Annotated in this window: 21 protein-coding genes; 7 read left to right on the forward strand and 14 right to left on the reverse strand. The window is 38.7% G+C overall.

From position 1 onward, the window contains the following. Nucleotides 1–99: 99 nt before the first annotated feature. The 3 genes from KO529_RS04535 to KO529_RS04545 all read left to right on the forward strand — a co-directional run bounded on the left by KO529_RS04535 (nucleotide 100) and on the right by KO529_RS04545 (nucleotide 3,230). Nucleotides 100–1,713, forward strand: coding sequence for a glutamate synthase-related protein (locus tag KO529_RS04535; RefSeq protein WP_215946712.1), 1,614 nt, complete (start codon nucleotides 100–102; stop codon nucleotides 1,711–1,713). A gap of 11 nt (nucleotides 1,714–1,724) precedes the next feature. Beyond that, entirely contained in the window at nucleotides 1,725–2,477 is a 753-nt protein-coding gene (locus KO529_RS04540) for a hypothetical protein (RefSeq protein WP_215946713.1), read from the forward strand. A 102-nt stretch (nucleotides 2,478–2,579) separates the two neighbouring features. After that, nucleotides 2,580–3,230: a Pycsar system effector family protein gene (locus KO529_RS04545; protein ID WP_215946714.1), complete on the forward strand. Its 651-nt coding sequence runs from the start codon at nucleotides 2,580–2,582 to the stop codon at nucleotides 3,228–3,230. A gap of 344 nt (nucleotides 3,231–3,574) precedes the next feature. Here KO529_RS04545 and KO529_RS04550 read toward each other — a convergent pair whose 3' ends face one another. After that, on the reverse strand, nucleotides 3,575–4,621 hold the full coding sequence (locus KO529_RS04550; RefSeq protein WP_215946715.1) for a LacI family DNA-binding transcriptional regulator: 1,047 nt from the start codon (nucleotides 4,619–4,621) through the stop codon (nucleotides 3,575–3,577). A 688-nt stretch (nucleotides 4,622–5,309) separates the two neighbouring features. Here KO529_RS04550 and KO529_RS04555 point away from each other — a divergent pair. The 4 genes from KO529_RS04555 (at nucleotide 5,310) to KO529_RS04570 (ending at nucleotide 10,658) form a co-directional block, all read left to right on the forward strand. Continuing rightward, nucleotides 5,310–6,602, forward strand: a complete 1,293-nt coding sequence (locus KO529_RS04555) for an MFS transporter (protein ID WP_215946716.1) — start codon at nucleotides 5,310–5,312, stop codon at nucleotides 6,600–6,602. 101 nt (nucleotides 6,603–6,703) lie between these two features. Further along, nucleotides 6,704–7,630, forward strand: a complete 927-nt coding sequence (locus tag KO529_RS04560) for a carbohydrate kinase family protein (RefSeq protein WP_215946717.1) — start codon at nucleotides 6,704–6,706, stop codon at nucleotides 7,628–7,630. Nucleotides 7,631–7,677: 47 nt separating this feature from the next. Next, nucleotides 7,678–9,426 carry a glycosidase gene (locus KO529_RS04565; RefSeq protein WP_215946718.1) on the forward strand — a complete coding sequence of 583 codons (1,749 nt, stop codon included), beginning with the start codon at nucleotides 7,678–7,680 and terminating at the stop codon, nucleotides 9,424–9,426. Nucleotides 9,427–9,503: 77 nt separating this feature from the next. Continuing rightward, on the forward strand, nucleotides 9,504–10,658 hold the full coding sequence (locus tag KO529_RS04570) for a sensor histidine kinase (protein ID WP_252734300.1): 1,155 nt from the start codon (nucleotides 9,504–9,506) through the stop codon (nucleotides 10,656–10,658). A gap of 74 nt (nucleotides 10,659–10,732) precedes the next feature. On the opposite strand, the gene KO529_RS04575 is transcribed toward KO529_RS04570, so the two are convergent. From KO529_RS04575 to KO529_RS04635, 13 genes are all read right to left on the reverse strand, one after another. Then, nucleotides 10,733–11,305, reverse strand: a complete 573-nt coding sequence (locus KO529_RS04575; protein ID WP_215946719.1) for a hypothetical protein — start codon at nucleotides 11,303–11,305, stop codon at nucleotides 10,733–10,735. 19 nt (nucleotides 11,306–11,324) lie between these two features. Continuing rightward, complete coding sequence (locus KO529_RS04580) at nucleotides 11,325–12,263, reverse strand: hypothetical protein (RefSeq protein ID WP_215946720.1); 939 nt, start codon at nucleotides 12,261–12,263, stop codon at nucleotides 11,325–11,327. Nucleotides 12,264–12,275: 12 nt separating this feature from the next. Then, nucleotides 12,276–12,998 carry a hypothetical protein gene (locus KO529_RS04585; RefSeq protein WP_215946721.1) on the reverse strand — a complete coding sequence of 241 codons (723 nt, stop codon included), beginning with the start codon at nucleotides 12,996–12,998 and terminating at the stop codon, nucleotides 12,276–12,278. Between the two features lie 12 nt (nucleotides 12,999–13,010). Further along, nucleotides 13,011–13,496 carry a DUF3592 domain-containing protein gene (locus KO529_RS04590; protein ID WP_215946722.1) on the reverse strand — a complete coding sequence of 162 codons (486 nt, stop codon included), beginning with the start codon at nucleotides 13,494–13,496 and terminating at the stop codon, nucleotides 13,011–13,013. Nucleotides 13,497–13,516: 20 nt separating this feature from the next. After that, complete coding sequence (locus KO529_RS04595; RefSeq protein ID WP_215946723.1) at nucleotides 13,517–14,143, reverse strand: hypothetical protein; 627 nt, start codon at nucleotides 14,141–14,143, stop codon at nucleotides 13,517–13,519. 130 nt (nucleotides 14,144–14,273) lie between these two features. Then, a complete protein-coding gene (locus KO529_RS04600; RefSeq protein ID WP_215946724.1) occupies nucleotides 14,274–14,822 on the reverse strand; it encodes a hypothetical protein in 549 nt (182 codons plus the stop codon). 24 nt (nucleotides 14,823–14,846) lie between these two features. Further along, the gene (locus KO529_RS04605; protein WP_215946725.1) at nucleotides 14,847–15,443 is read right to left on the reverse strand and encodes a hypothetical protein; all 597 of its coding nucleotides are present in this window, start codon (nucleotides 15,441–15,443) and stop codon (nucleotides 14,847–14,849) included. Between the two features lie 12 nt (nucleotides 15,444–15,455). Next, nucleotides 15,456–15,848, reverse strand: coding sequence for a hypothetical protein (locus KO529_RS04610; protein ID WP_146613500.1), 393 nt, complete (start codon nucleotides 15,846–15,848; stop codon nucleotides 15,456–15,458). Between the two features lie 130 nt (nucleotides 15,849–15,978). After that, nucleotides 15,979–18,042 (reverse strand): hypothetical protein, encoded by a 2,064-nt coding sequence (locus KO529_RS04615; RefSeq protein ID WP_215946726.1) that lies wholly within the window; start codon nucleotides 18,040–18,042, stop codon nucleotides 15,979–15,981. A 13-nt stretch (nucleotides 18,043–18,055) separates the two neighbouring features. After that, nucleotides 18,056–18,922, reverse strand: a complete 867-nt coding sequence (locus tag KO529_RS04620; RefSeq protein ID WP_215946727.1) for a hypothetical protein — start codon at nucleotides 18,920–18,922, stop codon at nucleotides 18,056–18,058. A gap of 9 nt (nucleotides 18,923–18,931) precedes the next feature. After that, entirely contained in the window at nucleotides 18,932–19,276 is a 345-nt protein-coding gene (locus KO529_RS04625; RefSeq protein WP_215946728.1) for a DUF4870 domain-containing protein, read from the reverse strand. A 17-nt stretch (nucleotides 19,277–19,293) separates the two neighbouring features. Beyond that, entirely contained in the window at nucleotides 19,294–19,641 is a 348-nt protein-coding gene (locus tag KO529_RS04630) for a hypothetical protein (RefSeq protein ID WP_215946729.1), read from the reverse strand. A gap of 21 nt (nucleotides 19,642–19,662) precedes the next feature. Continuing rightward, nucleotides 19,663–21,012, reverse strand: coding sequence for an OmpA family protein (locus KO529_RS04635; protein WP_215946730.1), 1,350 nt, complete (start codon nucleotides 21,010–21,012; stop codon nucleotides 19,663–19,665). Nucleotides 21,013–21,116: the final 104 nt, after the last annotated feature.

A 21,116-nucleotide genomic window follows, 5' to 3' on the forward strand; every position in this document is an offset into this window, starting at 1 on the left:
TTTTTGTAACAAGCAACAGTTTTAGGAGTCGGTATTACCATTTAAACTTAATTGAAAATTTCAACTACTATAAGGGAATAGGTAAACAAATAATCACATATGAAAAAACCAATAGAAATTGCTCTCCTAGACGATTTAGAAAATAAAAAACCGGTCCACGCATTGGTCAACGATCTTGATCTTGTCATTGTCAAATTTGATGATACTCTTTCAGTACTGTATGGCAGATGCCTCCACCGAGGAGCATTGATGGCCGACGGCCATATAGACGGTGATAACCTCATTTGTGGTGTTCATGGATGGGATTATCGTTATGATACCGGGGTTTCCGAGTACAATAACGAAGAGGTTTTACATAAATTCACCACCAAAACCGATGGTGGAAAGCTGTATGTAGATGAAGCGGAAATTAATGCTTATTTGAGCAAAAATGCGCAGCCCTTCAAGCGGGACGAATATTTGGGGGCTTATGCCGATACGCATCCCGAAGATACAGAACCTTACACAGGTTATATAAAGGAGCTTGCCAAAAACGGCCTAAAAAATTTGGGTCACCATGGGCCTTCCGCATCAATGGGAGTAGATAGAAATACCCTTCCTAAATGGAACGATATCCAATTCTTGCCGGCCCAATTGGCAAGCAGACCCCTGTTGGACGAAGAGAAGGTCGTCACCCGAACGGTCATCGGGCCCAACGCCAAGAAACCCTTGAGTCTCGCTATTCCACTATTCGTTAGCGATATGAGCTTTGGGGCACTTTCCCGTGAAGCAAAAATAGCCCTATCGAAGGGGGCTGAACTGGCAGGCACCGGTATTTGTTCTGGGGAAGGCGGTATGCTGCCCGAGGAACAAGCCAATAACAACAACTATTTTTATGAGTTGGCATCGGCACAGTTTGGATTTTCTTGGGATAAATTGGATAATGTACAAGCTTTCCACTTTAAAGGCGGTCAAGGTGCCAAAACGGGCACAGGAGGCCATTTGCCAGGCACTAAAGTAAGTGCGGAAATCGCTGAAGTTAGAGGGTTGAAAGCAGGGGAAACGGCAATTTCTCCAGCTGCCTTTCCCAATTTCCATGGCGTGGAAGATTTTAAAGCTTTTGCTAAAAAGGTGCGGGAGCGAACGGGAGGCATTCCCATAGGATTCAAAATAGCGGCCAGCCATATCGAAAAGGATATCCAGTTCGCCCTTGATGTTGGCGTTGATTATATTATTCTTGATGGTCGTGGTGGCGGAACAGGTTCTGCCCCGACAATTTTACGTGACAATATCAACGTGCCTACAATTCCGGCATTAGCGCGAGCCAGAAAATATTTGGATAAGGTCGGTGCCGACCATGTGACTTTGATTATTACCGGTGGACTCAGGGTCGCCGAGGATTTTGCCAAGGCCCTAATGTTAGGTGCCGACGCTATAGCCGTCTCTAACGCTGCTCTTCAGGCCATTGGATGTCTGGGCATGCGTGCTTGTGGCAGCAACAATTGTCCGGTCGGCATCGCTACTCAAAAAGAGTCGCTTCGCAGTAGGTTGATAATCGATTCTTCTGCGAAGCAATTGCAAAATTTCTTTGATGCGACAAATGATCTCATTAAGGTAATCGCTCGGGCATGCGGTCATGACGATATTACAAAGTTCAATTTTGATGACCTATCGACATTCGATTATGATATGCATCGCTTAACTGGAATTAACTATGCGGGTATAACCCCTTAAAAGAAATTATAATGGAAAACATGATGCACTTGGCTGCACAGTACTTGGCCACGGCCGGAATTAGTTTTTTGGAAAAAAAGAAAGATGATAGCCATACCAACTTAGGGTTCGATGCCAATACCGGGTATTTGGAAACCTGGCCCTTAAATGATAACGGATTCAAAATTGCACTGGATTATGTACAATTTTCATTGCATTGGATAAGCAACGATACCACACGGATGACCATATACCTCGATGGAAAATCGCATCGTGAAATTGTAAAATGGATAAAGGAGGTTACAAAGACATTGGGTGCGTCTAAAACCTATAGTTACAAACTTCATTATGAACTGCCCTACGGTAAGATGACCGATGATTTTGTATTTTCAAAACCTCTGCAAGATGACTTGGACAAGATGCTGGGTTATCGAAAAATTGCCCAACGCGCCCTAGAAAGCGTAGTCAATAAAATGATGCTGAGTACAACTATTCGCGTATGGCCCCATCATTTTGATACAGGGGGCTACGAAATTATTGGCACTAGTAATCCGATTGGAGTAGGTTTTGGAATGGCCATTCCTGATTCTATCATAGATGACTTTTATCTGTACACCTCCGGTTATAAAGGGCATGAAAGTATTGATACCAGTGAATTTGATGCGATTACTTACGGCGACTGGATGAATGAAGATTTTAAGGGGGCAGTGCTACCCATGAAAAATGTCGACGAAGCAATGGCTATTACTTTTTTTAATGAAAGTATCAGTAAAATAGTTCAGTAAGAGGAAAAAGGCAATAAATTTTTTATGGTAAATGGGTGTATTTACATAGCATTGCCATAACAGGACCAATTTAAAATTGATTGGAACAAAAAGTATAACGTTATGGACGAATCACAAAAAGAGACCAAGAAAATAAACAAAGTAATAGACCATCAACTAATGGAAGAACTTGGCATTGATAAAAATAGGCTCAAGGAACTTAAAAAGAAACTGGCAAAAGTAGAACCAAGATCTGAGCGTGGGGCCGAAACACTCTTCCGGTTGGTGTCCAAAAATCATTATACGTTGAATACCATGATCGACCGAAAATCTCATATTCTAATAACCATAAATGCCTTGATTCTTTCCATAATTATAGGTACCGTAATGCAGCAATTGGACAAGGATCCACATTTAATTTTCCCTGCGGTTATGATGCTTCTTACTAATTTAATATCTATAACTTTTGCCGTTTTGGCCACACGACCAGAACTCACGCATGGCAATACAAAAGTTGCCAATTTATTGTATTTCGGTAATTTTCACGGTATGGAGGAAAAGGAATATTCCGACCAACTGACCAATTTAATTTATAAAGGGGACGACCTCTATAAATCAATAGCTTTGGATACTTTTTATCTTGGGAAATCAATTGATAGAAAACACAGGCTTTTGCGAAAATCTTTTGATGTTTTTTTAATAGGTATAATCCTTTCGGTTATCGGGTTTATTATTTGCCACTTGTTTTTTGGCAGTATGTTTCAACCATCGTGAATTATAACGAGGATGACTAATTTTTAAAATGCCTTTTAACTTGTCAGTAAGTGGTTTGGGTGATATGGAACTATTGTTGGTAATGCACCGTCAATTTTAAACTGAATTACCTCTAGTACGTTATAATGAAGAACTTACCTACGTCCTATAAACATTTTAATCATTCGTAGTTATTCGGTATGAATTAGTAAGTCCCAATGACACCCGACAATAGTACAATTAAAGCGGAAGGGGAAGAACAAAGGCAATGAATAGAATTCATGGTAGGGCGTCAGTTGTACGTGTAGGTTGGCTTATTTACAGAAATATAAACCTAAATACATATCTTAATTTCAGCACCAATATCAAACTTCACCCAGCAGAACCTCTTTGGTGGATTGCCGTTTAATTAGGCCTGTTTCCAAAACAATGTCCTTATAAACAATGGCTTCTTTATTTTTCACCTGTTGCATTTCCTTGTAAAGTTGTTTAAAAGCTGCCTTTCCCATCTCATACCCTGGTTGGTCTATCGTGGTTAAACTTGGGGAAATTACGGAGGACATAAACCAATTGCTAAATCCTACGACCGCAATATCTTCTGGAATTTTTACACCTTGTTCATTGAATTCAGTAATGGCGCCAATAGCAACTAAATCCGTATTTATAAAAATACCATCCACATCCTTGTGGTCTTTTAGCAATTGGCGCGCATTCATTTTTCCCTCTTCAAAACTATTATCTCCACATTCGCATATATAGACCAGAGAAGGATCGTACGGCATATTATTATCCAATAGGGCCTTTTTGTAACCAAGAAACCGGTCAATGGAATTTTGAGGCAAAAGGGCGCCTCTGAAATGGGCAATTCGCTTACAGCCTGTATCAATTAAATGTTGTGTTGCCACATAGGCTGCTTTTCTGTCATCGATGATAACCTTGGAGCATTTTACCAATTTGGCAATCTTATCGAACATTACCAAGGGTTTATCCTGGGCCAGAACATCGGTAAGGTGATTATAATCTGCAGTGCCATTGGCCAAGGATATTAAAATACCATCAACGCGTTGCCTCAATAACAGTTGAATCTGTTTTTTTTCCAATTCATAGGATTCATTGGACTGAAGAATTATGACCAGATATCCTTTTTTTTCTGCCTGGGCAACAATGCCCTTGATAACGCTGGAAAAAAAATGGTGTACAATTTCTGGAATTATCAGGCCAATGGTCTTGGATTCCTTGGTCCTTAGGTTTACGGCAAAAGCATTGGGCTTATAGTTCAGGGTCTGGGCCAACTCTTTCACCAAGGCCTTGGTTTTTTTACTAATGTCCGGATAGTCCTTTAGGGCTTTTGAAACAGTAGTCACAGAAATATTAAGTTGATCTGCTATTTCTTTTAAGGTAACAGGTTTCATCTTGGGTGTGGATTTATATTAAATATACTAAAAAATAGAAAATCTAAAACGTTTTCGTTCATTTCGAAATCGTTTTCGTTAATCAATTTAATATTTAAAGCCAATTTTAGATATAACTTACACCAAGATTGTTCCAAAACTTACTAAATATTGATGCTCCAAAATCGTTCAAAATCCCTTTGTTAAATAGTCAATTGAGAAACGATTTTTGGTTGGTGGGACAGATGGTGAAAAGATGTAAATAACTAGGTTGGAATACCATCATCTTGATGGACAGGAAGGCCTGGGACGAAATATAGATTTTTTAGGTTGGTTGATTGTTTTTTCGATTGAAATGTAAATAGAGTTGATGTTTAGGTGACTAAGGTCAGCTCTTTTACTTTTTATTCCTTATTTCGTTATGACCTCCATGAAACTAGAGGACTGCTACCCATCTTTATAGGGACGACTTTTAAAAAAAAACAAACAAGATTATCAAATGAAATGCATAGCTTTAGTAGGTTCTTTTGATACGATATTTTGGAGATAGGGCATGTATCTTTTGGCCTTTACCTGCTTATTGAAATGGAAGGATAACCTTGAAGAAGGTTCCAATAAACTTTTGACATATTAAGAAAATAATATTCTAACCTCCATCAATATACCTATGTTAAACAAACCTAAGTTAAGTTTCTGGCAAATTTGGAATATGAATTTCGGATTTCTGGGTATTCAGTTCGGATTCGGTCTGCAACAGGCCAACATGAGTCCTATTTACAGATATTTAGGGGCAGATGAGGCGCAAATTCCGTGGTTGTGGCTGGCAGGACCGCTTACAGGATTGTTAGTTCAGCCCATCATAGGGGCCATGAGCGATAAAACTTGGACAAAATTGGGACGTCGACGCCCGTATTTCTTAGTGGGTGCTGTTATAGCGAGTATTGCCCTGATTTTTATGCCCTATTCCTCCACGCTTTGGATGGCGGCAGGACTGTTATGGATTCTGGATGCCTCTATGAACATTGCCATGGAACCCTTTAGAGCTTTTATTGCGGACAAATTACCACAGGAACAGCGAACCTTAGGGTTTTCGGTACAGAGTTTTTTTGTTGGCCTAGGACAATTTTCAGCAAATATTATGCCTTGGATACTAGGTTTATTGGGAATCATAACCCTTGGGGCATATGGCGAAATCGTTGAGCTCGAGAATGCCAATGGGATTCCGAATTTTATAAAATATTCCTTCGTCTTAGGGGCAATGGTCATGCTGGGTACTGTGTTATGGACCATTTTTACCACGGACGAATATCCTCCAGAGGATATTGAAAAACTAAAGAGGGAAAAAGGAAGTATTGCCAAAGTTTTTACTGAAATCAAGGAGGCATTTCAGGATATGCCCAAAATAATGAAACAGCTGTGGTGGGTCATGTTCTTTGTTTGGTACGGCCTGCCGTTAATGTGGCAATATCTTTCCCTGGCCATTTCACGCCACGTATTTGGTGCTGCATCACCGGAACATCCGGATTTTGAAAAGGGAGCCTTTTATGGGGGTATAAGTCTGGCCATATTTAGTGTGGCCTGCTTTACAATTTCCTTTGCCATTCCATGGATAGGAAAAAAATTGGGACATAGATTAACGCATGCCGTTTTCTTAATGATAGGGGCCATTGGTTTTATTGCTATGCAAATTGCGACCACGACCACCATGTTTTATATATGTATGTTTATGGTGGGGGTTGCTTGGGCATCCATTATGGCGGTGCCTTATGTTATTCTATCGTATTCGGTTCCCAAGGAGCGTATGGGGGTATACATGGGCATTTTTAACATGTTTATAGTGGTTCCCCAATTTATAAGTATGGCTACCGTACCATTTTTTTATGATTCATTGTTTTTGGGCGATCCAAGAAATGCATTGGCTTTTGTAGGGGTCTGTTTTATCCTGGGTGCCATTTCGTGTTTCTTTATTTCCAAGGATTATGCCAAGGTACAAGTTGATTAAATAGGAGGACGGACAGACGTATTGAATAGTATTGATTGATTTTACCAAGCATTGGGGTTTAAGGCCTAATGTATTACAAGAATAATAAATTGAAAGATAATATGGGAAGCATAGACATTCTATGTATTGGAGAAGTACTTGTAGATTTTATTGGGCACCAAACAGGGGTGAATATCAACGAAACAAGGGATTATCATAGATATTTGGGCGGATCTCCTACCAATGTGGCCATGAATTCCGCTAGATTGGGACTGAAATCGGTTTTGGTAGCCACGGTGGGGAACGATGCTTTTGGGGATTATGTTTTTAAGCGACTAAAAGAGGTAGGGGTCGATACAAAATATATCAAGACTGTAGAGGGCAAGCCTACCAGTGTTATTTTTGTTTCAAGGACCGAGAGTACTCCAGATTTTATTCCTTTTCGGGAAGCCGATTATCGTATTACCGAAAACCAGATCAGCAAGGGTGTCCTTGAAAGCACCACCATATTTCATACTACCTGTTTTGCCCTAAGTAAAGATCCGGCCCAAACCACCATTTTAAAAAAGGCAGAGGAAGCATACAATTTAGGCTGTAAATTGAGCATAGATGTAAATTATGCCAAAAAATTGTGGGACAGTCAGGCAAGGGCGCTAGAAGTGATAAAGGCGTATTGTAAGTTCGATCCTTTGGTAAAGATAAGCGAGGACGATATGTTAAGGCTTTTTGAGAAGAAATTGTCGCATGATGAAATATTTAATTTCTTTCATGAGGCAGGTGTGGGAACCGTATGTCTTACCCTGGGCAGCCTTGGGGTTAAATTATCGCAAAAAGGAAAAGAAATTATTCAATTGCCTGCTATAAAGGTAGATAATGTGATGGATGCCACTGGTGCCGGAGACGCATTCTGGTCAGGGTTTTTGTTCGCCTATATCAAAGAAAAGCCTATTGAAAAATGCTTGGAGGTGGCCTTGCAACTCGCAGCCCTAAAACTGCAGAACGTGGGTAGGTTGCCGGACAACATCAATATATTATCCGAACTACTATAAATTTTAATCCATTAACTGAACGGTTAGTATTGAATTCGCAAAAGTAAATGTCCGCAGAAATCAAATCAAACAGCAAAACCATTGATAAAGGTGTCATGATCAATGCCTATCCAGATAGCATTGGAACTAATCTGAACGACCTGATTACGATGTTAAAAATGCCAGAGTTCAAAGATGTGTTCTCTTTGTTCTATGTATTGCCTACTTTTTTTAACAGTGATTTGGATAGAGGGTTTTCCATTATAGATTATGATTTAAATAAGGAATTGGTTTCCGAAGATGATCTAAAGGCATTGGATAAGCTAAATATAAAGCTGAAGTTTGATATTGTTCTAAACCATTTATCGGTAGCCTCTCCTCAGTTCAAAGATTTATTGAAACATGGGGATGACTCAAAATTCAAGGACTTTTTCATCAACTGGAACGAGTTCTGGGAAGGCAATGGGAAAATGGGGGAGGATGGAGTGATAATTCCCAAGGAGGAGTTCCTGTCCAAACTTTTTATGAGGAAATCCGGATTGCCCATTTTAAAAGTGCTTTTCCCCGATGGAACGGAAAGGCCCTATTGGAATACCTTTTATCAGCATGTTGATTATGGGGTAATTACTCCAGACCATTTGGTAAGTTTAAAAGGGTTATCAAGAGGTCAGGGTTCATCAATCTGTGACAAGGTAAATAGGGCTATCGAAATAGGTGAAGATTTTAGCAACCTGGATTTTGGCGACTGCAACCAATTCAAAAGTGAAATCCTGCAAATCGTAAATCGAAATCGCTCCTATTTGGGGCAAATGGATGTCAACGCCAAATCTCCCTTGGTTTGGGATTTTTATGAGGAAACCTTGGAAAAAGTAAAGGGTTTTGGCTGTAAAATTCTAAGGTTGGATGCTTTCGCCTATCTGCATAAGGAGGTGGGGCAATCCAACTTTTTCAATAAGCCGGGTACTTGGGAGTATCTGGATCGCATAAAGCAAATAGCGCAAAAGAACGATTTAATGTTGCTGCCGGAGATTCATGCAGAATACGGACTTCATCTACATGATGAGGTGGCCGCAGAAGGCTATTATATCTACGATTTTTTCCTGCCGGGACTCACCATTCACACCCTGGAGAATGGTACCAACAAGGCACTGTTGGTTTGGGCCAAAGAAATAATAGGGAAAGGCTACAAAACCGTAAACATGTTGGGATGCCATGACGGGATACCTGTTTTGGATCTAAGGGGCAAGGAGGTAAATGGTGTTTATAGCAAAGGTTTGTTGTTGGATAAGGAGATTGAGGATATCATGAACAAGATTATGGAAAGGGGAGGAAGGGTCAAAAATTTGTATGATCCATCAGGGAAAAAGATTTCCTATTATCAGGTAAACGCTACCTTTTTTAGTGCCTTGGGGGAAAATGAACAGAAGCTGTTATTGGCAAGAGCTATACAACTGTTTATGCCAGGGATTCCACAGGTGTGGTATTTGGATATTTTTGCCGGAAAAAACGATTATGAGGCTGCTGATAAAGGAGGTAGTGGGGGGCATAAGGAAATTAACAGAACAACTTTGTCTTTGCAGGACGTTGAAAATGGACTAAAAAAAGATGTTGTGATCGGTCAATTGGCAATGATGAAGTTGAGAAATACCTTAGAGGCATTTAAGGGTAAGGTAACAATTAATGATTCCCCGGACAGTGAATTGGACATACTGTGGACCAATGGGAAGGAGTACGCGCAGTTAATGGCCAATCTTAAAACCCTTACCTTTACTGTAAAATATACGCTAGATGGTATTACCAAAAAAATGGTATTCTAAACCTGGCAAGTCTTAAAAATTATAAAGCCCTGAAAGCACCTAAAATCCCTGAAAACGAAGAGGAAAGAATAAAGGATTTGAAATCCTATTCTATCCTGGACACCCTTCCGGAGTCCGATTATGACAATATAACCAAGATTGCTGCAGAAATATGCGGAACTCCAATTTCGCTTATTAGTCTTATTGATGATAAGCGGCAGTGGTTTAAATCCCATTACGGTTTGGATGCCTCCGAAACCCCTAAGGAGTATGCCTTTTGTGGCCATGCCATTAATACTCCAAACGATGTGTTTATAGTACAGGACGCCAGAAAGGATGAGCGTTTTCATGATAATCCATTGGTTACAGGTGACCCACATGTTATTTTCTATGCGGGCGTGCCATTGGTAAGTGCGGCCGGACTTCCGTTGGGAACCCTGTGCGTCATAGACAATAAGCCCAATTTATTAAGTCAAAGTCAAATAGGTTCTTTGTCCGCCCTTTCCAACCAGGTGATAAATTTACTGGAACTCCGAAAAAACAAGCAGCAATTGGAAAGGACCATTATGGAACTGGAGGAAAAAAATGAGGACCTGGAACGCTTTGCCCAAGTTGCCGCCCATGACCTTAAAACGCCCTTGATAAATATCTCCAGTTTGGCACAACTTTTCCGGGAACAATATAAGGGCATTCTGGATGCTGATGGTTTGGAAATGTTGGAAATGATCATTGGCTCCTCCGGTAATCTTATAGGGTTAATTGATGGTCTGCTACAATACAGTAAGTCCGAAAGTCTATTACGCGAGGGAAAATCCAATATAGACCTACAAAGGTTGAAAACCGATTTAGAGGGACTTTTTAATTATGATCACCAATTAAAACTAGTTTTAAAATCGGACTTGACACATATAAAAGTGCATAAAACGGCCTTACATCAAATACTTATTAATTTGATTACCAATGCCATTAAATACCATGATAAGGAAATAGTTGAAATTGAATTGGGGATATCGGAATCTGATACCCATTTCCTCTTTTACGTAAAGGACAACGGACCTGGTATTGCAAAAATTCATCAGGATAAAATATTTAATATTTTCGAAAAATTGGCCGCAAAGGATAAATTTGGGGTTCGTGGAAATGGAATAGGCCTGGCAACGGTCAAAAAAATTGTGGAAAAATTAGATGGAGCTATAAGTGTGGAATCAGCGTTGGGAGAGGGGGCGAAATTTATTTTTTCCCTTGAAAAATAAGTAAAACGATTACCCGTAAAGATTATAGATTTCATAAGTCTTTACGGGTCGGTTTTCTATTTTGATATTTTAGATTACTTCAGTTTGGTTGCTATTAAATTTGAAACTTCAATGGCTTTTTTCATGTTTTCCTGATCTTCGTTAGATACTTTAACGTGAACATGGAACATATACCCTTGGGAAAGGAAGGACAATTGTGACATTCTTGAGTCCCAAACGGCCATATCGCCTAAATTGGGAATTTCTTGAGGTTGTTTATACACCTTGGTAGACCTTTTGTACATGTCTTCTGTACACCCTTTTACCATGACAATTAAGACTTCACTTGGCATTGTCAATTTAAGTTCTTGATCGGCAATTTTCCTAACACTAAACACCTGCCCATCTTCCCACTTATAAATACAGGTAGGATACGTCAGAACCTTATCCTCCGTTTCAATGGGGAAGTCTGCTGTAACGAACATGGTTTTTATATCCTCCAAGGAAATAAGTTCGCATGGGGAATCAATGGAGGAGGGTGTTTCTGCTTTTTTATCTTTATCGGCTACGGCGACTTGATTGGTATTGGATTTGTTTTCTTTATTGTTACAGGCCAAAACAAACAATAATGTAATGGCCATTGGGATATTAATTTTGGTATTTTTCATGCTATAGTGATTAGAAAATTTAATATTGTACGGCAGATCTAAAGAAATAAGTGGCATCATTTGGTACGGAAGCAATAGTGGTGTGCTTATGCTTTTTATATCTGGATCTGTCCTCTTCCGGTGCATTTGGAAATTCGTAGGTACCTATGACTTCAGTTTTTACCATATTCCAACCAGGATTAAAATCCAGGTTATAAACAACATTGGTTTCCACCATTATTGGAGTTCCGGTATTGCTTAAATCCCCGCTCCAATTTTCATTGGCCTTTATGGCGCAGGCTTCATCTACATATACCCAAGACAGGATATATCCCTCATCCCCAAAATAGAGATCGCCTGGGGTTAATAGGTTTAGGGTTACTTTTGCAGAATTACCAATCGTTAAGATCCCGATCTGTTGCCCGTCTTGGTACACCAATAAATAAGGGTTGAGCTTAAAGCCAGCTTTTTCATTACTGTATTGATAGGAATCCGGATTATGGATATCAAAAAAATTATTGCTGTTTTTAAAGTTGTTCAAGGGTTGTAACACAGGAATTTTGTCTGTAGGATTCAATTCAATACTCCCATCTACCTTAATAGCCCCAACTTTCACATAATTTATTTTATCATTTCTGGAGTCATATGCATAGTTGAAGACAAGATCTGCAGCTCCCTTGTTCCAATTTTTCAATTTCTTATCCTTATCACTGGCCAAGGTATTTTTCCAATATTTATCTTCACTTTTTGCGGCAGTAGGGATGGGGCTTGTTTTGGTATTGGCTTTCTTGTCCAGTTCCACTTGTTTCTGCTGCTGATCTGCCTGCTTTTGTACGTCTTCAAGGTTAAGGATCTCCATGATGCTATCGCGCATTTTCAATGCCTTATCTATCATTTTCTGTTGCTCAGGTGTTTGGGCGAAAGACTGGAACCCTATAAGCAAAAGTAGTATGGGCAAAATATGATTTCGTGTTTTCATAGGGTTTCTTTCTTAAAAGTATTTTCCGATCCACTTTGTTGTTGGCGGAACTGTTTGTGTTGAAGTAACTTTTATTTTACTAGGCTTCATTATGTTGTCAAAAGCACCTTCTTCGTACATACTGGGAACAGCATGCTCAAGTATACTTTCAATTTTATATTCAATAAAATTAAATCCGGCCTTTAACTGCAGATCGTAGGTGTAAGAGGTTTCAATAGTGTCCTTTTCTGTATTGGATACTGTGGAAGTGCATTCTCCTTGATAATTAAAATCCGATTCTATATAAACCAGTTCAAAATAGGATCCGGTTACGGCGTTATTGGAATAGGTATCTTCCAGCCAAGGGATCAACGCTTCATCTGTAACCAAAAAGATCAGACCCGCATAAGGATTATCCTTTGAGCTTATTGAAATGTACCCAGCATTGACGGCTTTACCATTTTTATCTTCTGATAGAATGTCATAACTATTATCACATTTGGAAAATAGGGTAAAGGCCGTGTCCGACATAAAATTCGCTTTTGTTTCATCAGAAATAGAATTTAGATCTTTTGGAAATTTAAAATTCAATTCACCAGAATCGGAAATAGTTCCTATGGTAAGCGGGTTGTCCATGCCGAAGGAAAACAACACTAGATCCATAGCTTTCAACGGATAATCCTCCATTGTGGGATTGGTTTGGGCCATGCCAACTTGAAAGGCACAGGCTACTAAAAACAAAACTGATTTTTTCATAATAAATGTGTTTTACCGGTTAGAAAAATAATCTATGATCTCTATTATTATAGAAGGGTTGTAGAAGGACACAGCTCCCAATAAAAAAAGTAGGAACAGTAGTAACAAGGCACCCATTACGCCATCTTTTCTCCCTGGTTCCAAGGTGGATATCCTGGGGTTTGACGGATTGTAGAAAACATTTACTTGTTTTCCAAGAGTATATTTGGCAATTAATCCTGAAGCTTTCTTTTGTGAAAATTTCTTGAAGGAATTGGCAAAAAATGGCTCTTTTCCTGAATAGGTGGCGCCATTGAGTTCATAGGTATATAGAAAATCGATTATTTTGGATAGGGGGAAATCGAGTCCCTTCGTAACCACTCCATTAACTTTCGGCCATTGGAGGGATTGTTTTGCCCACCACCAACGGCGAAGGGCCAAAAATAAAAATGGCAGAAGTACCAATTGCAGAACAAGGCCTGCTATTTGAAACTGATTAAGGGATTCAAAGTATTCCATAACTTTAGGTATTATTCATTTTAATTTTTAAAACCACCCAAATTATCAATGCCCATGGCTTTCCAAAGTGCATCGGTGTCCATCCCCTTGCCTTCCAGGGTTACATAAAATCTATTGGCGTAAAGAAACCTAAGGTCGGATTGAAAATCTGCTTTTGTATCTGCATCCCGATCGGTACCAAAGGTTAAAATTCCGTTGCGCTCTACTTTGGAATATCTTATGGTATTGTTGCTTTCTGAAGTTATCTTGTTGAGGTGCAACATTTTTAAGGGTATTATGGCACCAACGGCCTTCTGCCCGGCGGCATCCAAAATTTCCATTCTAATAGTATCATCTCCAAAGCTGCCGGAAACAAGTTGGGTATCGGTAATTTCAGGTTCTATTTTGTTCTGTTCTGATGGATCTAAACTTAGATTGCTCAATTTTTTTGGGAATGCCTCTATTAGTTGGGCATTGGTAAGAGGTGTTTTGGTGCCTAAATCTTCGCGTAGATTATCATATTTTTTATTGATATCGTCATTATTTCCAATAACTTCATTTATAGCCCCATCCAAAATCTTGGATGCTGATGGGTCTGAGGTTTTTGGGGTTTCTTTACATGAAGCCAAAAGCAAGATGATTGGTATTAGTTTTAGTATATTTTTCATTTTTATATGATTTTAAGATTTATTTTATTCGTTCTGCAATAATTAGTCGTGCCAAGGCAATGGTTTTTTGTAATTCAGAATAGCATCAAATTACATCCAATACAATATTTTTAACAACAATACATAACAACTACTCTTCTAGATTATAGAATTCTGCTAATTGGTTGTAGTTGTTTACATCTATACCGTTTTTTTCTAGGGAAGCAAGGATTTCGTTATTACTATTTTTAGAAGTAGCTGTATTATTTCCAGCAATGATTACCAATTTAATATCTAAATCATGTTGCTCAATGTAATTAGCGTTTATTATAATCTCATTCTGCGTTATGCTATAAACACTTATTCGATTATCATCCCGAAAGAAGGGCAATGAGTACCAAAAATTTGGATCAGTGAATAGATCTGGCTTATTGGATATACGAAAATACACTAGTACGGCTCCGTAGTCCAAAATTTCTTGGGTAATAGCATTAACATTAAATATATTATCACCAATAATAAGGGAAGTATTTTCTAGTAACACCGTAGTAACATTGGCATTACCGTCAATACCATTTTCGCCATTTTGCCCATCAGCTCCTGATGGTCCTACAGCCCCATCTTCTCCACTACATGAAATTAATAATATGATTACTAGTATTGGAAAGGCATAAATTAATGTATTCTTGAAGTTTTTCATGATTTTTATTTTGGTTCGATTTAATTAATCTAATTTTTTAAGGTTTTCAAAGTCGATATAGGACCAAAGGTCAATAGCTTTATCGGGACCCTCCAAGCTTATCCTGAACCTGTTGTTGTAGATAAAAGAAATTTGGTTCCTACTGATTTTAGGCTGTAAAAAGGCAATGGTCTCGTAACCGTCACGTTCCAAATAAATGTATTCGGTTTCTACAGGTCCTTGTAGTCTAAGTTTATAGCTATTGAAAAAGTTTTTTACTATGGCCTTGGACCCGGCACCATCTTCAATGGAAAAGTTGTACTGATTGTCTGCGGGGCCATAGCCCCCGGTAGCCATTTGCCCGCCCCCTGGGTAGGCATATTGATTTGCCATTTTGTGGCCATTTATCATTTTTGGCAAATAGGGTAGAAGTTGCTCGCTACTTAATGGTGTGGTGCTCTTTAAGGCTTTCCAAACATCTTTGTTGCTAGGTTCTTGTTCTTTTATATTCTCTTTAGCCTTGGCCATTTCTACTACAGAAGTAGCGGGTTGACCTAAATCGTCCTTGTTTTCTGCTTTTGGGCCATCTTGGCAGGCGCCTAAAAATAGCGCGATCAATAAATAAATTACATTGGTTTTCATGGGCATAGTTGATTATTGTATTAATTTGAAATGTTCTTCCAATACTTTATTGGGTCTTTTGTCCCTGTATATGTATGTTGCCTTAATATATGCCGAGGGGTCGGCATTGTTTTGGCCATAAGGAATGGTATATGATATTTCGAAAGTTCTATTGGCTATACCGTCGTTGTTGTAAACGGTCATTTTAAATGTAGAACGGCCATTACCACTCTCAATGCTTTTAGGTACTTCGTTCCAATGTAACCAAGGCTTGGTGTTTTCTCCTATTTTGGCGAATAGGGTAGTGTTGTCCGTATTGATCTCGATTTTAGGAAAACTCCCGTTAGCGTCAAGGTTGGAAAAATTCATTTGCCCGTTCATGTTCCTTGAAAAAAGTAAGACCGCCAATAGTAGTATAAATTGCATTTGCATGATTTTGTATTTATTGGTTCTTAATATTTCTTTTTGCTCTTTCATTTAGTCAGCAGACCTTTCGGCTCTGGGGTGAATACGGGTGTCAGTACTGCCTGTTGTATATTATTTTTTTAGGTATCAATTATTGAAATGAAGGCATTGAGAATATTTGTGCATTGGGGATTGTTATCTCTTGTTCTTCATAATAATAGCGTATGCTCGAAGGTAGCTCCACCAACGATTCCAATCTTTTTTTGTCGTCAAATGTTATGGTAACCCGCCCGTCGGCAATGAACACTGTTTTTTCAGAACCAATACCGCCACTTATTTTTTTAGCCCTTGGTTCATTTTCCAATTTGGCAATGGTAATGTCACCAGCGAATGCCGCTATTTTATGCATTACGGATCCTTTGGTAGGTTCCAAGGCCAGAAAATCCATATTCATTGGTACAACATTGGCAATCATAGCGGCCATTTGGCCCATCTTGGTTTTTATCCAGCCCTGTCCTGGGACATTCATGTAAATAAATCCTTCCTCGTCCGAATAAAGGGTAGCGTTTTCTGCAGGGTGGGTCATTTTAAGGGCGTAGTTCTCTGCATCAAAAAACATATTGATGGTCCCGTCCGGCCCCTTCATGACAATTCGCATATCCGAACTGCCCGTTGATACATTGATCATTTGATAGCCGTAATTTTCCTCGCTAAAATGAAAAAGGGCTTCCAGTTTTACAGAGCTATTTTTTTTAAGGTCTTTCTTTAGATTTACACCTTTAAAGGTGACCAAGGTGGTTTTTTCATTTTTGCCCCCCTTTACTTCTATATCATCGTTAGGGTCGGTATCGGGAACAAAGGAAATATGGTCCAATACCGTATTGCCATCTACATTTAACGAGAACGTCATGCCTTTGTCTTCCATTTCTTGTACGGTGTATCCCAAAAATTCTAAAGTAAAACTGGCCTCTTCGGGTTCGTCGTCTTCCAAAATACCCTCAAAAGGATACACAGTGCCTTCTTGTAGTTCTTTTTTTGTTTTTTCATCTATAAAACTGATAGGTTCTATAATGTGCATGGCATTGCCATGAGTGGTCATTTTTAAGAAATTATACATTTGTTCGGTATCGCCACCCGCTTTCAAATATTTAAAAAATGGAATATTATTTTTTAGGGAATCTGGCATGTTTTTAAATGCTGTTGGTGCAGATTCACCATATTGAAGCATTCTATCGTACAAATTGTGAAAGGCCTTATAGGCGTCTAGAGGATGAGTAATATTTTGCCAATAGAAGAGTTGTCCATTTTGCAAAATATTATTAAAAGTGGTTTGCAGGTCGCCCTGTTGGCCTAATTCACATGCGCTAAATACAAATACCTTATTCTTAACTTTAGAATATGCGTCTGAAAAAAACTTGGGTATAAAATATAATTCGCCGTACTCCAATGAAATACCCCTAACGTTTTTGCTCTTGATTAAATTAATTAATTCTTGTCGATCTTTTTTTTCATATTTAATCCCTGATGCAATGTATGTACGACAATTACTGGAAGGCTTAGTATCTTCTTCTTCCAATTTACAAGTTTTACGGGCATGTGAGCTAAAATGCACCACGTCATAATCGTTAAAGGATAAGTAATCTTCAAACGAAATATGCTGATCATTTTCTGTTTTATTGGCCTTATAGCTAACCCTACCTTTATAATTACGATATTCGGGCAACTTATTAATTGGAATTAAAGGATCATCAGCTACCCCAAATTGCCATGCATAAGGTGCCAATACAATAGCTTTTTTATTTTGCCTATTTTCCCCCCGTTGTGCGCCTACTACATTGGCGGAGTTTTCGTCGGCATTGGTATTGTTCAGAGCCATGATTGGTGGTGTTGCCATACTTGCAGTACCTCCTTTTGTTAGGGGTGAAAATTCCTTGAGCTTATGCAACATTATGGGGCCATTTTTAAGCCTAAAACTTAACAATTCGTCGCCTACACCTATTTCTTGTAGTTCTGGGATTTGCCTAAGTTCCTTTACCAGTTCCTCTATTGGTTTTAGTTGAATGGTATCTAGAATGGCAAAGCCTTTTAGGATTACAGAATCCGGCATTTTGGAGAAATCTTCCAAAACTTCATTAATTGCGCTGGCCTTATCTTTTTTGCTTTCATTGCATGAAAACAAAACCAGCAATAAAGGAAATAGGTATAGGAGGCGCATAGCTTCTGGATTTTCAGTTATAATTAACCATATTTGGTAATAATGAGGATACTCTATGACCTTTTATGGACACTACTTTTTTGGTTAAGGGAATATTCATTTTTTTCTGTTCAGGTGTAAAATCGTAGATTAAAACGCCTGAGAAATCATAACCAGGTGTTGCGTTGACTAGATAGGAATACGAAATTTTAATTTGCCCTGATTTACCCTCACTATCTTTAAAATGACCTTCAAATTCTTTACGATTACTATCTGTTACTTTACCTGTGATGTCTCCATTCGTAAATTTGTTGTTTACCTGAAAGCGGTATTTTCCTAGTACATTGGCAATATTTTTTTGATTAATCTTTAGTTTGCCCAATACATCTGTTTCCCATGTTCCGGTCCAAGGTTTAATTGGGGCAGGTTTATCTTTGTTTGCAAAATCTTTTAAGACCTGTTCTCTTTTGTCTAATATATCTTTTGCCGCTTGTTCTTCAATTATATTTCCATACAAAGAACTAGGTCTTGTCCCGTTCCAATTATCAGGTTGCCAGTCATCTTTACCTTCAGGCTTATATTCGCCTTCAAATGATTTTTTCCCGGCATGCATAATGAATGTAAATAGCCCCATTTTTCCCATCCCCGTTCTGTCAAAACTATTTAAAGTCCTTGTATAGGTGCCGGTTAAATTGCCATTCTCATATTTGCCGTCCAGTTTTCCATTCGGAAAAGTCCCCGTATAAATATCTCCCGACTTCGTAATATTCAACTCTCCTAAAGGGTTTCCTAAAAGTGTTGTGTTCCATTTTCCGGTCCAATCATTGCTTTGGGCTTGTGTAGAAAATGATAATAGGAATAGAATTCCCACTACTGTAAAGGGCATTATTGATTTTTTCATGATATGCATTTATATATTCTTGAACCATTCTATAAATTTCACCCCTAAGAAGGGTACAGGACTTTCTTTGCCATTAAAGGCGTTGATTAATCCCATGATCCACATATAGAGGAGAACAAAAATGCCAAGGATATTTATGATCCATCCCAATATGGGAATCATTCCTATGGCTCCTAAGGCAAGACCCGTACAGGCCAAGCCCAGGGATTGTTTAATATGGTAAGAAGCAAAGGCATCCTTTTTGTCATTGTTCATTACAAAGGCTATAATAAGGCCAATGATGGTGATATAGGATATAATGGCAATGTTCTTGCCTTCGCTTGCCACTACTGTTTTGTTATCTGTTGTTTCCATCTTCTTAGTTTTTAGAATTATTCGTCACAAGCAGTGTTGTTGATCTCTGCTTTCAAGTCACTTATGTCCGCTTTGTAACCTGACAGGTTAGCGGTGGGGACACAGTTTAATATTCCCTCAAGGGCTTTTACGTAGCTCAAACCTTCCGTTTTCAGTTTATTACAATTGGAAACGCTTGGGTCATTGCTATAGGCTATAGAGGCGTTGGAATACGCTTCGGCCTGGGAAAGGTATTTTTCCGACCAATTGGTACAGCCCGCAGGTCCAATACCATCATCTTTACTGCAACCAACAAAACCTATTAGTACTACTAAGCTGCTGGCGATGAACATTATTCTAACTTGACTTTTCATTGTTTTTTTCATGATTTTTTGGATTGGATTATTTTAATTGATTTTTATAAACTCTACTCTTCTATTATTGGCCCTGCCTTTTTCTGTGGTATTGTCATCTACAGCTTCTGTTTCACCCTTGCCTATAAATTGCAATCGGGCTTCACCTATTTCAAACTCTTCAATTAGAATTTGCTTTACAGCTGCAGCTCTACTTTCGGATAGTGTCTGGTTGTAATTTTCTTCCCCTTGATTATCAGTATGTCCTATTATTTGTAGGTTGATATCCTTGTTATCGCGAAGCATATTGGCGATGTCCAAGAGTATTCCGTAAGACTCCTTCTTTACTGTGGATGCGGCAGTATCAAAATAGATTCCTGTAGTGCTGAATTTTCCATTTTTGAGTAATAGGGATCGCAAGTCTTCTGTAGACTCAGCAATTTTGAAGTTGGTAATGCCTACAAAATGGCCTTTTTCTGGTAATACGTCCATTGCCTGGACTATAAAATATTTACCAATATTGGCCTGTATTAAATTGGGGGAATCCACCATTTTTTCCTCGTTCACCCACATGCGTAGCCTTTTTTTGTTCACGGCAATGGAAATATGGACCGTATTGTTTAGATATTCAGGTATTTCCCTGTCAATTTCGTTTCCAATTTTTACGTCCACTTCACCCCCAAAATTAGATACACTTCTTACATTAAAACCATTTGGGGAGAGAAGGATTTCTATCTCTGCCAAAGTGCCCCCGGCACCCATGGAATAGGCCTTTTTGGTTAAGAACGCAAAGTGTATTTTACTAATAGGCTTTCCGGAACCGTATCCATTATTGGATAAATCAAATTCTATGGTATAGTTTTCAGGCAGTTTGTCCTCCATGCTGGGCATGTATCCCGACCTTCTAATAAGGGAGAGCCATTTGCTTTCGGAAACATTGGTATTAACAACTTCTCCAGAGCCTCCCGTTTCCCAATTTGCAGGAAAATCTCCCAAGGCGTCAGGGGCAAAATCATCATAGAACAAAAGCTTATTGCCTGGTATAAAGGTGAAATTACTATACACCCCAAATTCATTTTGTTTTGTTACATTGGTATTGGATTCTGATTTTTTTTGTGTTTGTCCATCATCGCCTTCAACAGAGGCATCGGTATCATTTTGTGTCTTCTGGGACTTGGACTTCTTTTTCTGCTTTGTACCTTTATTACCATCTAAAATGGTGTCCATAGCTTTTTCAGTTTCACGCGTAACTTTTTGTTCAGATTTTCTAAGAACAGCTTCTTCTGCTGCATTTTCTGCCCGTTGCCCTAATTTTTTAAGGAATTGGCCATGGCAATTGTGGGTGCCAATGCAAAAAAGGAATAGAAAAATGGATAAGCTGGCACCTAAGTTTATTATTTTCATATCATACTATATATTAGAAGATTAAAATTTGATCTATTATTCGTTGAATCAAATTTCTAGTATGAATATGTAGAAATGCATATCAAATGTAACATAAGATGATA

Source organism: Arenibacter algicola, from assembly GCF_018860365.1.
Classification (GTDB): Bacteria; Bacteroidota; Bacteroidia; order Flavobacteriales; family Flavobacteriaceae; genus Arenibacter; species Arenibacter algicola_B.

Coding starts and splice junctions, on each gene's coding strand:
- KO529_RS04535 (WP_215946712.1), top strand. CDS start 100: ATGAAAAAACCAATAGAAATTGCTCTCCTAGACGATTTAGAAAATAAA.
- KO529_RS04540 (WP_215946713.1), top strand. CDS start 1,725: ATGGAAAACATGATGCACTTGGCTGCACAGTACTTGGCCACGGCCGGA.
- KO529_RS04545 (WP_215946714.1), top strand. CDS start 2,580: ATGGACGAATCACAAAAAGAGACCAAGAAAATAAACAAAGTAATAGAC.
- KO529_RS04550 (WP_215946715.1), bottom strand. CDS start 4,621: ATGAAACCTGTTACCTTAAAAGAAATAGCAGATCAACTTAATATTTCT.
- KO529_RS04555 (WP_215946716.1), top strand. CDS start 5,310: ATGAATTTCGGATTTCTGGGTATTCAGTTCGGATTCGGTCTGCAACAG.
- KO529_RS04560 (WP_215946717.1), top strand. CDS start 6,704: ATGGGAAGCATAGACATTCTATGTATTGGAGAAGTACTTGTAGATTTT.
- KO529_RS04565 (WP_215946718.1), top strand. CDS start 7,678: ATGTCCGCAGAAATCAAATCAAACAGCAAAACCATTGATAAAGGTGTC.
- KO529_RS04575 (WP_215946719.1), bottom strand. CDS start 11,305: ATGAAAAATACCAAAATTAATATCCCAATGGCCATTACATTATTGTTT.
- KO529_RS04580 (WP_215946720.1), bottom strand. CDS start 12,263: ATGAAAACACGAAATCATATTTTGCCCATACTACTTTTGCTTATAGGG.
- KO529_RS04585 (WP_215946721.1), bottom strand. CDS start 12,998: ATGAAAAAATCAGTTTTGTTTTTAGTAGCCTGTGCCTTTCAAGTTGGC.
- KO529_RS04590 (WP_215946722.1), bottom strand. CDS start 13,496: ATGGAATACTTTGAATCCCTTAATCAGTTTCAAATAGCAGGCCTTGTT.
- KO529_RS04595 (WP_215946723.1), bottom strand. CDS start 14,143: ATGAAAAATATACTAAAACTAATACCAATCATCTTGCTTTTGGCTTCA.
- KO529_RS04600 (WP_215946724.1), bottom strand. CDS start 14,822: ATGAAAAACTTCAAGAATACATTAATTTATGCCTTTCCAATACTAGTA.
- KO529_RS04605 (WP_215946725.1), bottom strand. CDS start 15,443: ATGAAAACCAATGTAATTTATTTATTGATCGCGCTATTTTTAGGCGCC.
- KO529_RS04610 (WP_146613500.1), bottom strand. CDS start 15,848: ATGCAATTTATACTACTATTGGCGGTCTTACTTTTTTCAAGGAACATG.
- KO529_RS04615 (WP_215946726.1), bottom strand. CDS start 18,042: ATGCGCCTCCTATACCTATTTCCTTTATTGCTGGTTTTGTTTTCATGC.
- KO529_RS04620 (WP_215946727.1), bottom strand. CDS start 18,922: ATGAAAAAATCAATAATGCCCTTTACAGTAGTGGGAATTCTATTCCTA.
- KO529_RS04625 (WP_215946728.1), bottom strand. CDS start 19,276: ATGGAAACAACAGATAACAAAACAGTAGTGGCAAGCGAAGGCAAGAAC.
- KO529_RS04630 (WP_215946729.1), bottom strand. CDS start 19,641: ATGAAAAAAACAATGAAAAGTCAAGTTAGAATAATGTTCATCGCCAGC.
- KO529_RS04635 (WP_215946730.1), bottom strand. CDS start 21,012: ATGAAAATAATAAACTTAGGTGCCAGCTTATCCATTTTTCTATTCCTT.